Here is a 13,169-nt window from a genome sequence, read left to right as displayed (position 1 = left end):
GTTCAGCCCCGAGCCAGCCGGAGGGCGATGCCGTCGAGGATGTCGTGCTCGCTGACGACGACCTCGTCGAGCGCGAACGCGTCCATGACCACCCGGAGCACCAGCGCGCCGGCGCCGATGACGTCGACCCGGCCCGGGTGCATCACCGGGGAGGCGGCCCGCCGCTCGCGGGTGGCGGTCAGCAGCCCCGCGGTGACCGAGCGGACGGCGCCCACCGGGATGCGCGAGCCGTGGATGGCCTCGGCGTCGTAGCCCGGCAGCCGCAGCGCGAGGGCGGCCACGGTGGTCACCGACCCGGCCAGGCCCACGAGCGTGGCCGTCTCGCCCACCGGGACCGCCTCGGCGACCTCGGCCAGCGCGGCCCGGATGTCGGCCTCGCTGGACCCGATCTGGTCCGGCGTCGGCGGGTCGCCGTGCAGGTGGCGCTCGGTGAGCCGGACGCACCCGACGTCCACCGATCGGGCGGCGCGCACGCCGCCGGCGTCACCGAGGACGAACTCGGTGGACCCGCCGCCGATGTCGACGACGAGGTACGGCGGGCGTGGCGGCGGGCCGCCGTGGGCGGCGGCCGCGGCGTCGAGGGAGGCGGTGGCGCCGAGGAAGGACAACCGCGCCTCCTCGTCACCTGGGACGACGTCCGGCGGCTGGCCGAGCGTGGCCTGCACCATCGCCTCGAAGTCGGCGCGGTTGGCGGCGTCGCGGGTGGCGCTGGTGGCCACCATGCGCACGGCGGTGGCGCCGAGGTCGCGGGCCTGGGCGGCGTACTCGGCGAGCACGACGCGGGTGCGCTCGATCGCCTCGGGCGCCAGCCGGCCGGTGGCGTCCACGCCCTGCCCGAGCCGCACGACCTCCATCCGGCGCAGCAGGTCGGTGTGCGCGCCCTCGGGCGGCACGTCGGCGACCAGCAGGCGGATCGAGTTGGTGCCGCAGTCGACGGCGGCCACCCGCGTCACGACGGCTCCTCCGGGAGCGCGCAGGGGCCGGCCGCCCACCACTCCCCCATCCCGGCCACCGCGCGGTCGCCGACCGGGTTGACGCCCGGTCCGGCGGCCAGCGCGTGGCCGGCGAGGGCGTGCAGGCACTTGACCCGGTCGGGCATCCCGCCGGCGGTGGCGCGGGTGGGCAGCTCGCCGAGGGCGTCGCGCTCGGCGAGGTAGGTCTCGTGCGCCGCGCGGTAGGCCGCGGCGAGCTCGGCGTCGGTGCCGAGGTCGTCCTGCCACTCGCGCATGCGGCCGGCCGACTCCAGCCGGCTGGCGGCCGCCGAGGCCCGTGGGCAGGTCAGGTAGTACAGCGTCGGGAACGGCGTGCCGTCCTCCAGCCGCGGCGAGGTCTGGACGACGTCGGGCTGGCCGCACGGACAGCGGTGCGCCACCGCCCGGACCGCGCGCGGCGGCCGGCCGAGCTGCCGGGCGACGACCTCGCGCTCGTCGTCGCCGATCGGCTCGCGGACCCGCTCCCCGGGCGCGGTCACCGGCCCGCCCCGTCGGCGTCGGCCACCGACCCGAGCAGCTCCTCGTACCAGGGCCGCGGGGCGGCGTCGACGGCGTCGGGCAGCGTGCCGGCATCACCCTCGGCCGACTCGCCGTCGACCACGACGACCAGCCGGTCGCCGGGCAGCACGTACGCCAGCCGCTCGCGGGCCTCGCGGGCGGTCCAGGCGGGGTCGGACTGGCGCTCGAGCTCCGCCTGCAGGTCCGCGATCCGCTCGTCGTAGGCGGTGCTCTCGGCCGCCAGGCGGGCGATCTCGGCACGGCCCTCCAGCCACTGCCGGACCGGCCCGGCGAGGGTCAGCGACAGCAGCAGGACCAGCCCGACGAACACGACGGCCCGGCCGGTGAACAGGGGCCGGCGGGCCGTCGCGGGACGGGTGGGCGTCCGCGGCGTGCGCCGGCCGGGGCGCCGGGCGTCGGGACGGCTGCCGGCACCCGAGCGCGTCCCGGCCGGGATCGGCCGGGACGCCGCGTGCGACAGCGGGCGGCCGGTCGAGCGCCGCCGCCCCGTACCGGCGCTCACCGGGTCAGGAGGTCCGCAGGCGCGGGAAGGCCGCGGCGCCGGCGTAGCGCGCGGCGTCGTCGAGCTCCTCCTCGATGCGCAGCAGCTGGTTGTACTTGGCCACCCGCTCGCTGCGCGCCGGGGCGCCGGTCTTGATCTGCCCGCAGTCGGTGGCGACGGCGAGGTCGGCGATCGTGGTGTCCTCGGTCTCGCCCGAGCGGTGGCTCATCATGCAGCGGTAGCCGCTGCGGTGCGCCAGGCCCACGGCGTCGAGGGTCTCGGTGAGCGTGCCGATCTGGTTGACCTTGACCAGCAGGGCGTTGGCGGCCCCGCGCTCGATGCCGTCGGCGAGCCGCGCGGGGTTGGTGACGAACAGGTCGTCGCCGACGATCTGCACGCGGTCGCCGAGGGCGGAGGTGAGGGCGATCCAGCCGTCCCAGTCCTCCTCCGACAGCGGGTCCTCGATCGAGACGATCGGGTAGTTCGCGACGAGGTCGGTGTAGTACTCGGTGAGGTCGGCGGCCGAGATCGTCTTCCCCTCGAAGGTGTAGCCGGCCTCGCCGTGGAACTCCGTGGCCGCGACGTCGAGGGCGAAGGCGATGTCGGTGCCGAGGGAGTAGCCGGCCCGGTCCACGGCCCGGACGATGAGGTCGAGGGCCGCGCGGTTGCTGGACAGGTTCGGCGCGAAGCCGCCCTCGTCGCCGAGCCCGGTGGCCAGGCCGTCCTCCTTCAGCACCGACTTCAGCGCGTGGTAGGTCTCGGTGCCCATGGCCAGCGCCTCGGCGAAGGTCGCCGCGCCGATCGGGGCGATCATGAACTCCTGCACGTCGACGTTGCTGTCGGCGTGGGCGCCGCCGTTGAGGATGTTCATCATCGGCACCGGCAGCAGGTGCGACGACGGGCCGCCGACGTAGCGGAACAGCGGCAGGCCGGTGGACTCGGCGGCCGCACGGGCGACGGCGAGGCTGACGCCCAGGATCGCGTTGGCGCCCAGACGGGACTTGTCGGGCGTGCCGTCGAGGTCGAGCAGGCGCTGGTCGACCAGCCGCTGCTCGGTGGCCTCGTAGCCGACGAGCTCCGGGCCGATGACGTCGAGGACGCCGTCGACGGCCTTGGTCACGCCCTTGCCGCCGTAGCGCTCACCGCCGTCACGCAGCTCCACCGCCTCGAAGGCGCCGGTGGAGGCGCCGCTGGGCACCGCCGCCCGGGCGATCGTCCCGTCGTCGAGGGCGACCTCGACCTCCACGGTGGGGTTACCGCGCGAGTCCAGGATCTCCCGCGCGCCTACGGCGTCGATGCTCGGCACGGGGGGCAGCCTAACCAGCCCCGCCTCCCCCGTCCGTCAACCGCGCGCTGGAGGCCGGCCGGCCGCTGCACGCCGGACCGGTCGTGACGTCGTATCCGGCGGTGCGGCGACCCCGGCGTCAGAGGTCGTGTCAGCAGCCACCGACGGCTCCACCACGACCGCCGAGGACGTCACCCGGGGAGGACCCACGGCGCGTTCCCGAACGGGGCGCCCGTGCGCTTCCCGCAGCGCCGACAGACCTTGTCGTCCGGACCCGAGGGCCGCTCGCCGTCCGGGTGTCGCCGGACGTAGGAGTGGAACCCGAACCGGCACCGAAGTGGCTTCCGAGTCATGGGCGGACGCTAGGAGTCGCCGATCCCGCCGGGAAGGGGAGGACGGCCCGGCGCGCCAGGGCCTCCTCCCCTCTCGTCGCCCGGAGTGGGCCGCTACCGATGACCCCGACGACGAGGGCCGACGACCCGAGGACGAGGAGCAGCACGACCCGCGCGGACGGGGACGGGTGGTTCGCGCCCCTGCTCCCATCACCGCGGCTTCGCCGTCCACCTCACCCAACCCCGTCGAACAGGTGCTCGATCCTGCCGGAGCCGCACCCTCCTGACTCACGGGAACGGCCCTGTGGACGCCCCTCCGGCCTCAGTCGGCGGACCGCCGGTGCGCCTCCGCGTCGAGCTCGCCGGCGTAGCGGCGGACGGCCTCGCGCAGCGCGTCCTCGGCGTCCCAGCCGCGCTGCGCGGCCGCGGCGACGACGGCCAGCAGCCGCTCCCCCAGCTCCTCCGGCGAGGACGAGCCCAGCTCGGCCGGCTCCGGCGTCGGGAGGCCGGCGCGCGCGGCCCGGCGCACCAGCGCGGTCCCCCAGGCGGTGGCCGGCTGCGAGCGGGAGACGCCCTCGGTCGGTGAGCGCCGCTGCTTCTCCGCCTTCTTGATCTCCTCCCAGCCCGCCTCGACGCCGGCGACGTCGCGAGGACCGGCGTCGCCGAACACGTGCGGGTGCCGGCGGACCAGCTTCTCGACCAGCTCTGCGGCCACGTCGTCGACGTCGAAGCGCCGCTCCGGACCGGCCTCGGCGGCGACGCGGGCGTGGAAGACCACCTGCAGCAGCACGTCGCCGAGCTCCTCGCGCATCGCCACCGGGTCGTCGTCGACGATCGCGTCATAGGCCTCGTGCGCCTCCTCGAGCAGGTAGCCGCGCAGCGAGGCGTGGGTCTGCTCGGCGTCCCACGGGCAGCCGCCGGGCGAGCGCAGCCGGTCCATCACGGTGACGACGTCGAGCAGGCGGGCGCCCGGTGGCTCCGGGGTGCCCTCGACGACCGGCGCACCGGGCACCTCCTCCCCCGGCCCGGTCAGCACGGCGACCTCGCCGGGCAGCGCCGCGGCGGCGGAGGCGTCGGGGACGTCGGTGACCTCGCGGCCGGCGGCCCGCAGGACGTCCGCGGTGGCCGCCGCGCCGGGCAGCGCGGCGAGCGGGCGGTCGGCGAGCGCGACCCACCCGGCGGGGCCGAGGAGGCCGGGGAGGCGCGGGCTGACCGGGACGACGACGGCGACGGGCACCGCGCGTCAGCCGCCGGAACCGGTCGCGGGGGCCGCGCCGTCGTCGTCGAGCAGGTCGACCACGCCGCCCTCGGACTCCTGGACGACGTCGTCGTCGGAGAACTCGCCGTAGCGCGGGTTGACGGTGACGCCCACGTCGTCGCGGACCCCGTCGACGACGGTGGCCCCCGCCTCCTCGGCGCCGGTCGCCGCCTCGCTCTCCAGCTGCGGGCGGACCTGCTCGAACGACGGCGTGATCCGCTGCCCGACGAAGGCGACCACCACGCCCTGCAGGTCGGGGACGGTGACGCTGAAGCCCGTGTTCGGCGCCGCGGCCGCGACGCCCTCGGCCAGGGGTGCCGGCACGTCGGCGGTGCCGGTGGGCTGCAGCGCCGGCAGGTTGACCTCGCCCGGGTAGCGCGCCGCGACGGCCGCGTACGACGCCGGGGCCGCGGCCAGCGCGGCGACCGTGGCGTCGGCGGTGGCCTGGTCGGGGACGACGAAGTAGCCGAGCTCGACCTGCTCGAGGCTGCCGCGCACCTGCTCGTACCGGGCGCGCAGCGCGGCCTCGTCGGTGCCGGCGTCCTCCCCGGCGGCGGCGCCGAGCTCGCGGCGCACCAGCTGCTGGCGGGCGCTCTCCCGGACGTCGCCGGGCGAGTAGCCCTGCGCGGCGGCCTGGGCGTACAGCTCCTCCTCGTCCCGGCCGGCGAGGGCCGCGTCCACGAAGGCGCTGACGTCGGAGTCGGTCACCTCGACGTCGTTGCGCCGCGCCGCCTCGGCGTAGAGCTCCTCCCGCACCAGCAGGGTGAGCACCTGGCGGGTGAAGCCGGTGCCGGTGCCACCGACGGCCTCGGCGACCGCCGGGTCGGCGAGCCGCTCGTCGACGGCCGACTGCAGCTCGGCCACCGTGACCTGCTCGTCCCCGACGTAGGCGGCGACGTTCGGCGAGGTCCGGCAGCCGGTCAGGAGGACGGCGGCCAGCAGCCCGAGGGCGACGACGGGACGGCGGGTGCGCACGGAGGCAGGCTGCCACACCCGGGAGAGCGCGCGGCGCAGGCGGCGGGCCACCCGGGAGGGGGGTGTCCCCACCAGGAGGGATGGCCGCGGTCCCGGCCGGTGCCAGCATCGCGGGCATGCCGCCGTCCGGACCCGTGCCCCCGCGCGCGGTTCCGCCGGGCGTGACGGTCACCGTCGTGTCCCTGGTGGCCGACGACGACGCGCTGGCCCACGCCGAGGCGCTGCTCGCGCCCGCCGAGCTCGACCGCGCCCGGCGCGGCACCCCCGCCGTCCACCGGCGCCGGGTCCTGCTGCGCGCCGCCCTGCGGACCGCCCTCGCCGCCGAGCTGGGCACCCACCCCGAGCACGTGCCGCTCACCACGGGCGCCACCGGCCGCCCCGAGCTGCCGGCCGACACCGGCCTGGACGCCGGGTGCTCGGCCGGCGGCGAGCTGGGCGTGGTCGCGGTCGGCCGCGGCCGCCGGATCGGCATCGACCTGGAGCCGGTGGCGCCGTGGACGCCGGAGGTCGCCGCCGAGGGCTGGCTGCACCCGGACGAGCTGCGGGCGATCGCCCTCCTCCCGCCCGCCGCCCGCGCCGTCGCCGCGACCCGCGCCTGGACCCGCAAGGAGGCCGTCCTCAAGGCCCGCGGGACCGGCCTGCGGGACGACCCGGCCGCCCTGGTCACCGCCGTCGGGCGCGACGGCGGCACGGTGGCCGGCTGGACCCTGCACGACGTGCCCGTGCCCGACGGGTGGGTGGCCAGCCTCGCGGTCGCCCCTGACCTGGAGATCCCCCGATGACGCTCGCCCCCGCCGTTGCCCAGCTCACCTCCTTCCGGGCCCGCTGCGAGGAGGTGACCGGCACCGCCCTGGACACGCCCGGCGCCCTGCACGCGTTCTCCGTCGAGCGGCCCGAGGAGTTCTGGCGCACCCTGCTGGACTGGTCGGGGGTGCCGTGGTCCGGCTCCGCGGACGTCGTCCTCACCGGCACCGACGTCGAGACCGCCCGCTTCTTCCCCGACCTGCGGCTGAACTACGCCGAGGCGCTGCTGCGCCCGCTGGACGGCGCCGGGGACGACGCACCCGCGCTCACCGCCGTGCACGCCGACCGTCCCGCCGACTCCTGGACCCGCGGCGAGCTGCGTGACGCCGTCGCGCGGACGGTGACCGCGCTGCAGCGGCTCGGGCTCGCGGGCGGCGACCGGGTCGTGCTGATCGCCGGCAACACCGGTGAGACCGCCGTCGTCGCGCTCGCCGCGGCGGCGATCGGTGCGGCCGTCTCCACCGCGGCGCCGGACATGGGCGTGGCGTCCCTGCTCGGCCGCTTCGGCCAGGTGGACCCGGCCGTGCTCGTCCTCGACCGCCGCGCGATCGGTGACGACGTCGTCGCCGAGGTCGTCGCCGGCCTGCCGACCCTGCGCCGGGTGCTGCTGCTCGACGACGGGCCCCTGCCCGACCTCGGCCTGCCCGTGGACCGGCTCGCCGACTCCACCGCGGACGCCGAGCCGACGCGCGACTGGCCGCGGCACGCCTTCGACACCCCGCTGTTCGTCATGTTCTCCTCGGGCACCACCGGCCCGCCCAAGGCGATGGTGCACGGGGCCGGCGGCACGCTGCTCGAGCACGTCAAGGAGCACCGGCTGCACGTCGACCTCGGCCCGGGCGACACGCTGTACTTCCACACCACCACCGCCTGGATGATGTGGACCTGGCAGCTGTCGGCCCTGGCCACCGGCGCGCACGTCGTCGTCAACGACGGCCCCGTGACGGGCCCGGAGACGCTGTGGCGGCTGGCGGCCGACACCGGCGTCACGGTCTTCGGCACCAGCCCGGCCTACCTGCAGCTCGGCCAGGACGCCGGCCTGCGCCCCGCCGGGATCGCCGACCTGTCCCGGCTGCGGGCGGTGCTCTCCACCGGCGCGGTCCTGCACGACTGGCAGTTCGACTGGGTGACCGAGGCGGTCGGGCCGGTGCCGCTGCAGTCGATCTCCGGCGGCACCGACATCATCGGCTGCTTCGTCCTCGGCGCCCCCGACCTGCCGGTCCGGCGCGGCCGCAGCCAGACCCGCAGCCTCGGCCTGGACGTCGCGGCGGTGGACGAGGACGGCCGCGAGGTCGTCGGGCAGGTCGGCGAGCTGGTCTGCCGGCGGCCCTTCCCGAGCCGCCCCGTCGGGTTCCTGCGCGACCCCGACGGCCGCCGCTTCCACGACGCCTACTTCGCCGACCACGCCGGGATGTGGACCCACGGCGACCTGGTCGAGTTCGACGCCGACGGGTCCTCCCGGCTGCACGGCCGCTCCGACGGCGTCCTCAACGTCGACGGCCTGCGCATCGGGCCCAGCGAGATCTACACCGTGCTCCGGCAGCTGCCCGAGATCGCCGACGCGATGGCCGTCGAGCAGCGCGACGACAGCCGGCCCGGGGGCGCGCGCATGGTGCTGCTGGTCGTCCTGCGGCCCGGCGCCCGGCTCGACGGCGGCCTGGACCGCACGATCCGGCGCACGCTGCGCCGGGAGGCGTCGGCCGCGCACGTGCCCTCGCTGGTCGTCGCGGTCGGCGACCTGCCGCTGACCCACAACGGGAAGCGCTCCGAGCGCGCGGCCCGCGACGCCGTCAACGGCGACCCGATCGCCAACGCCGTCGCGCTGCGCGACCCCGGCTGCCTGGACGAGATCCGCCGGGCGGTCGCCGCGGTCGCCGCGGCCGCCGCGGCCCCGGCCGCGTCGGAGGACGACGACGGCCTGCTCGGCCGGGTCTCGCGCATCTGGTGCGAGGTGCTGGGCCTGCGCTCCGCCGACCCCGACGACGACTGGTCCGACCTCGGCGGCACCTCCCGCCAGGTGCTCAGCCTGCTCCGGCGGGTCCGGCTGGAGCTCGACGCCGACGTCCCGGTGCAGCGGTTCGCCGAGGACCCGACGCCGGCCGGCCTCACCCGGGCGGCGGAGGCGGCCGCCTCCGCGGCCCCGGCCGGCGTCGCCGTCCTGCGGGCCGGGGAGGGCCGCCCGGTCGTCCTCGTGCCGGATGCCTGGGGCCAGCTGAACCTCTACGCGGGCCTGGTCGACCGGCTCACCACCCCGCGGCCGGTCCTCGGTCTGCGGCTGCCGCTGCGGGACGCCGCGGGGCGGCACCGCACGGTCGAGGAGGTCGCCGCCGACGCCCTGGCCCAGGTGCGTTCAGCGCAGCCGCAGGGGCCCTACACGCTGCTCGGCTACTCCTTCGGCGGCCTGGTGGCCTACGAGGTCGCCACCCGGCTGCGGGCCGCCGGCGAGGAGGTCGGCTGTCTCGGCCTGCTCGACGCCCGCCCGCCGCGGGCGGCGCTGGGCCGCCGGGAGACCGCGCGGGTCCGGTGGGCCGGCCGCTGGGCCACGGTGCGCTCCGGTGCCGCGCTGCGGAGGGTCGTGCGCCGCCGGAGGCCGTCAGGGCCCGCGGCCGCTCCCGCCGCGCCCGACGCCGAGCTGGCGTTCTTCCGCGGGTCGCAGGCGGTGTCGGAGGCCTACCGGCCCGGCCGCTTCGACGGGCCGGTCACCTACTTCCTCGCGGAGGGCTCCCGGGCCGCGGCGTCCCGGACCCTGGGCGCCTGGCGGCGCCGGGTCCGGGAGCTGCGGGTCGTCGACGTCCCCGGCCACCACGGCGACCTCGACGACGAGCGGATCGGGATGCTCAGCGACCGGCACGTCGGCACCCTGGCCGCCCACGTCTCCTCCGTTCTGGAGTAGGGGGCGGCCCGCCGGTCAGCTCGCCGCGGCGACCGGCTGCTCGAGCACCGCCTTCAGCAGCGAGTGCAGGTGCTCGAGCAGGGCGACGTCGCGCAGCGGCGTGCGCCGGTCGGGGCCGACGGGGACCTTGAGCGACACCGTCTCGACGGCGGACTTGTACGTGGCGCCGTCGGCCATCCGGGCCAGCCGCATCTGCTGCGACTCCCGCAGCGGCACCGGCGAGACCCGGATGACCCGGCCCTGCAGCGACACCTCGGTGATGCCCAGCTGCCGCATCGCGACACGGAAGCGGGCCACCGCCATGAGGTTGAGCACCGGCGCCGGCGGGGTGCCGTAGCGGTCGGTGAGCTCGTCGAGGACGGCCTGCGCCTGCTCGTCGTCCTGGACCGAGGCGACCTTGCGGTAGGCCTCCATCCGCAGCCGCTCGCCGGGGACGTAGTCGTGCGGGAGGTGCGCGTCGACCGGCAGGTCGACCCGGACCTCCACCGGCTCCGCGGGCGCCGTCTCGCCGGTGACCTGCGCCCGGTAGTCGGCCACCGCCTCGCCGACCAGCCGCACGTAGAGGTCGAAGCCGACGCCGGCGATGTGCCCGGACTGCTCGCCGCCGAGCAGGTTGCCCGCGCCGCGGATCTCGAGGTCCTTCATGGCCACGGCCATGCCGGCGCCGAGGTCGGTGTTGTGCGCGATCGTCGTCAGCCGGTCGACCGAGGTCTCGGTCAGCGGCCGCGACGGGTCGTAGGTGAAGTAGGCGTAGGCGCGCTCGCGGCCACGGCCCACGCGGCCGCGGATCTGGTGCAGCTGCGAGAGGCCGAAGGTGTCGGCGCGGTCGACGACCAGGGTGTTGGCGTTGGGGATGTCCAGCCCGGACTCGACGATCGTCGTCGCGACCAGGACGTCGTACTCCTTCTCCCAGAAGCCGACCATGATCCGCTCGAGCTCGTGCTCCTTCATCTGGCCGTGGCCGACGGCGACGCGGGCCTCGGGCACCAGGCTGCGGATCTTCGCGGCGGCCTTGTCGATCGACTGCACCCGGTTGTGGATGACGAAGACCTGCCCGTCGCGCAGCAGCTCGCGGCGGATCGCGGCGGCCATCTGCTTGTCGTCCCAGGCACCCACGTAGGTGAGCACCGGGTGCCGTTCCTCGGGCGGGGTGAGGATCGTCGACATCTCGCGGATGCCGGTGAGGCTCATCTCCAGGGTGCGCGGGATCGGGGTGGCCGACATCGACAGGACGTCGACCGCCGTCCGCATCGTCTTCAGGTACTCCTTGTGCTCGACGCCGAAGCGCTGCTCCTCGTCGACGATGACCAGCCCGAGGTCCTTGAACCGGGTCGTCGGCTGCAGCAGCCGGTGGGTGCCCACCAGGATGTCGACCTCGCCGGCGGCCAGCTCGCGCAGGATCTGCGTGGTCTCGGCGTCGGACTGGAAGCGCGACAGCACCCGCACCTTGACGGGGAACTGGGCGACCCGCTCGGAGAAGGTCTTGACGTGCTGGTTGGCCAGCAGCGTCGTCGGCACCAGGACGGCGACCTGCTTGCCGTCCTGCACCGCCTTGAACGCCGCGCGGACGGCGATCTCGGTCTTCCCGTAGCCGACGTCGCCGCAGATGATCCGGTCCATCGGCACCGGGTTCTGCATGTCGGACTTGACCTCGTCGATGGCGGCGAGCTGGTCGGGGGTCTCCTGGAACGGGAAGGCGTCCTCGAGCTCGCGCTGCCAGACGGTGTCCGGGCCGAAGGCGTGTCCCTTGGTGGCCATGCGCGCGGAGTAGAGGCGGATGAGCTCCGCGGCGATCTGCTTGACCGCCCGGCGGGCCTGGCCCTTGGTCTTCGCCCAGTCGGCGCCGCCGAGCTTGGACAGCGCCGGCTGCTCGCCGCCGACGTAGCGGGTCAGCTGGTCGAGGGCGTCGGTGGGCACGAACAGCCGGTCCGGCGGCTGGTTCCGCCTGCCCGGCGCGTACTCGACGATGAGGTAGTCGCGCTGGCCGCCGTGCACGGTGCGGCTGACCATCTCGACGTAGCGGCCGATGCCGTGCTGCTCGTGGACGACGATGTCGCCGGGCTGCAGCTGCACCAGGTCGACGGCGTTGCGGCGGCGCGCGGGCATCTTCACCGCGTCGCGCATCGTGGTGCCGCGCTGGCCGGTGAGGTCGTGCTCGGTGAGCAGCGCCAGCCCCACGCCGGGCAGGGCGAAGCCGGACTCCAGGTTCCCCTGGGTGATCGAGGTGAGGCCCTCCTCGGGCGCGGACTCGACGCCGGGCACCAGCCGCACGCCGAGGTCCGCGGCGCCCAGTTGCTCGGCCGCGCGCTGGGCCGGGCCGGGGCCGGCGAAGGTCAGCACCACCCGCCACCCCTCGCGGCTCCAGCCGCGCAGCGACTCGACGGCGCGGTCGACGTCGCCGGAGAAGCGCTCGACCGTCGTCGCGTCGAGGGTGACGTGCGTGGCGTCGTCCTCGGTCGCCAGCGTGAAGGCGCCGGTGGTCCACCACGGCAGGCCGCGGCCCCGGGCGGCGGCCTCGACGTGCTCGAGGTCGCGGAACGAGGACGCCCCGAGGTCCAGGGGCGCCTCCCCGGCCTCCGCGGCGGTGGCCCAGGACGCGGCGAGGAACTCCTCGGCGGTGCGGACCAGGTCCGCCGAGCGGGTGCGCACCCGCTCGGGGTCGGCGACGAGCACGTGGGTGCCGGCCGGCAGCAGGTCGGTGAGCAGCTGCATGTGCTCGTCGCCGATGAGCGCCGGGGTCAGCGACTCCATGCCCTCGACGGCGATGCCCTCGGCCAGCTTGCCGAGGACCTCGATGAGCGCGGGGCGCTCCACGGCGAGCGCGGCCGCCCGCTCGCGCACCACGTCGGTGAGCAGCAGCTCGCGGCACGGCGGCGCCCACAGCCGGTCGGGGCGGTCGTCGAGGGAGCGCTGGTCGGCGGCGGAGAAGTAGCGCAGCTCGTCGACCTCGTCGCCCCAGAACTCCACGCGCACCGGGTGCGGCTCGGTGGGCGGGAAGACGTCGAGCAGGCCACCGCGGACGGCGAACTCGCCGCGCTTCTCGACCAGCTCGACGCGGGTGTAGGCGGCGGCGGACAGCGCACGGGCGACGTCGTCGAGCTCGGCGGTGTCGCCGGGCTCCAGCTCGACCGGCACCAGGTCGCCGAGGCCGGGGGCCAGCGGCTGCAGCACGCTGCGGACCGGGGCGACCAGCACGTCGATCGCGCCGTTCCCCCCGGGGTGGGTGAGGTCGCGGAGCACGGCCAGGCGGCGGCCGACGGTGTCCGCCCGCGGGGAGAGCCGCTCGTGCGGCAGCGTCTCCCAGGCCGGGAAGGTCTCCACGCGGCGCTCGGGCAGGAAGCACCGCAGCAGGCCCGCGGCGACGTCGGCGTCGCGTTCGCCGGCGGTGACCAGCAGGACCGGCACGCCGGCACCCGGCGCCCGCGCCGCCAGCGCGGCGGCCACCAGCGGCTGCACCGGCGGGGGTGCGGTCACGGCGAGCTCGGCGGACCCGGCGGCGGACACCACTCGGGCCACGCCGGGATCGGTGAGGACGACGTCGAGCACGCCGCGCAGACTCACGAGGGACTTCCTCCGGGGTAGGTCGGCCCGCAGAGGTGCCGCCGAGTGCGGCGCCGGGCCCCCGCCCAG

9 protein-coding genes are annotated in these 13,169 nt (G+C 76.4%); 2 read left to right on the top strand and 7 right to left on the bottom strand.

The genetic code is table 11. The features are described from left to right. Positions 1-2: 2 nt before the first annotated feature. The 6 genes from HLV61_RS18295 to HLV61_RS18270 form a co-directional block, all read right to left on the bottom strand. Positions 3-953: a Ppx/GppA phosphatase family protein gene (locus tag HLV61_RS18295; RefSeq protein ID WP_369257960.1), complete on the bottom strand. Its 951-nt coding sequence runs from the start codon at positions 951-953 to the stop codon at positions 3-5. Further along, the gene (locus HLV61_RS18290; protein WP_369257958.1) at positions 950-1,471 is read right to left on the bottom strand and encodes a DUF501 domain-containing protein; all 522 of its coding nucleotides are present in this window, start codon (positions 1,469-1,471) and stop codon (positions 950-952) included. The genes HLV61_RS18295 and HLV61_RS18290 overlap by 4 nt, the downstream gene beginning before the upstream one ends. Next, complete coding sequence (locus HLV61_RS18285; protein WP_369257956.1) at positions 1,468-2,013, bottom strand: FtsB family cell division protein; 546 nt, start codon at positions 2,011-2,013, stop codon at positions 1,468-1,470. The genes HLV61_RS18290 and HLV61_RS18285 overlap by 4 nt, the downstream gene beginning before the upstream one ends. 4 nt (positions 2,014-2,017) lie before the next feature. Next, positions 2,018-3,298, bottom strand: a complete 1,281-nt coding sequence (gene eno, locus HLV61_RS18280) for a phosphopyruvate hydratase (RefSeq protein ID WP_369257954.1) — start codon at positions 3,296-3,298, stop codon at positions 2,018-2,020. Positions 3,299-3,931: 633 nt separating this feature from the next. Then, positions 3,932-4,846, bottom strand: a complete 915-nt coding sequence (locus HLV61_RS18275; protein ID WP_369257952.1) for a MazG family protein — start codon at positions 4,844-4,846, stop codon at positions 3,932-3,934. A 6-nt stretch (positions 4,847-4,852) separates the two neighbouring features. Beyond that, positions 4,853-5,842: a SurA N-terminal domain-containing protein gene (locus tag HLV61_RS18270; RefSeq protein ID WP_369257950.1), complete on the bottom strand. Its 990-nt coding sequence runs from the start codon at positions 5,840-5,842 to the stop codon at positions 4,853-4,855. Positions 5,843-6,003: 161 nt separating this feature from the next. On the opposite strand from HLV61_RS18270, the gene HLV61_RS18265 reads away from it, so the two are divergent. Both HLV61_RS18265 and HLV61_RS18260 read left to right on the top strand, forming a co-directional pair. Then, entirely contained in the window at positions 6,004-6,624 is a 621-nt protein-coding gene (locus HLV61_RS18265; protein WP_369257948.1) for a 4'-phosphopantetheinyl transferase family protein, read from the top strand. Continuing rightward, positions 6,621-9,539, top strand: a complete 2,919-nt coding sequence (locus HLV61_RS18260) for an acetoacetate--CoA ligase (RefSeq protein WP_369257946.1) — start codon at positions 6,621-6,623, stop codon at positions 9,537-9,539. Before HLV61_RS18265 ends, HLV61_RS18260 begins: the two co-directional genes overlap by 4 nt. Positions 9,540-9,554: 15 nt before the next feature. On the opposite strand, the gene mfd is transcribed toward HLV61_RS18260, so the two are convergent. Next, positions 9,555-13,100: a transcription-repair coupling factor gene (mfd, locus tag HLV61_RS18255; protein WP_369257944.1), complete on the bottom strand. Its 3,546-nt coding sequence runs from the start codon at positions 13,098-13,100 to the stop codon at positions 9,555-9,557. Between the last annotated feature and the right edge of the window lie 69 nt (positions 13,101-13,169).

This window comes from Geodermatophilus amargosae, from assembly GCF_041028265.1.
GTDB classification, from domain to species: domain Bacteria; phylum Actinomycetota; class Actinomycetes; order Mycobacteriales; family Geodermatophilaceae; genus Geodermatophilus; species Geodermatophilus amargosae_A.
This window is presented reverse-complemented; position numbering and strand designations above follow the sequence as displayed.

Excerpts from the sequence above, each read along its gene's own strand:
- HLV61_RS18260 (WP_369257946.1), top strand. The coding sequence starts at position 6,621 with ATGACGCTCGCCCCCGCCGTTGCCCAGCTCACCTCCTTCCGGGCCCGC.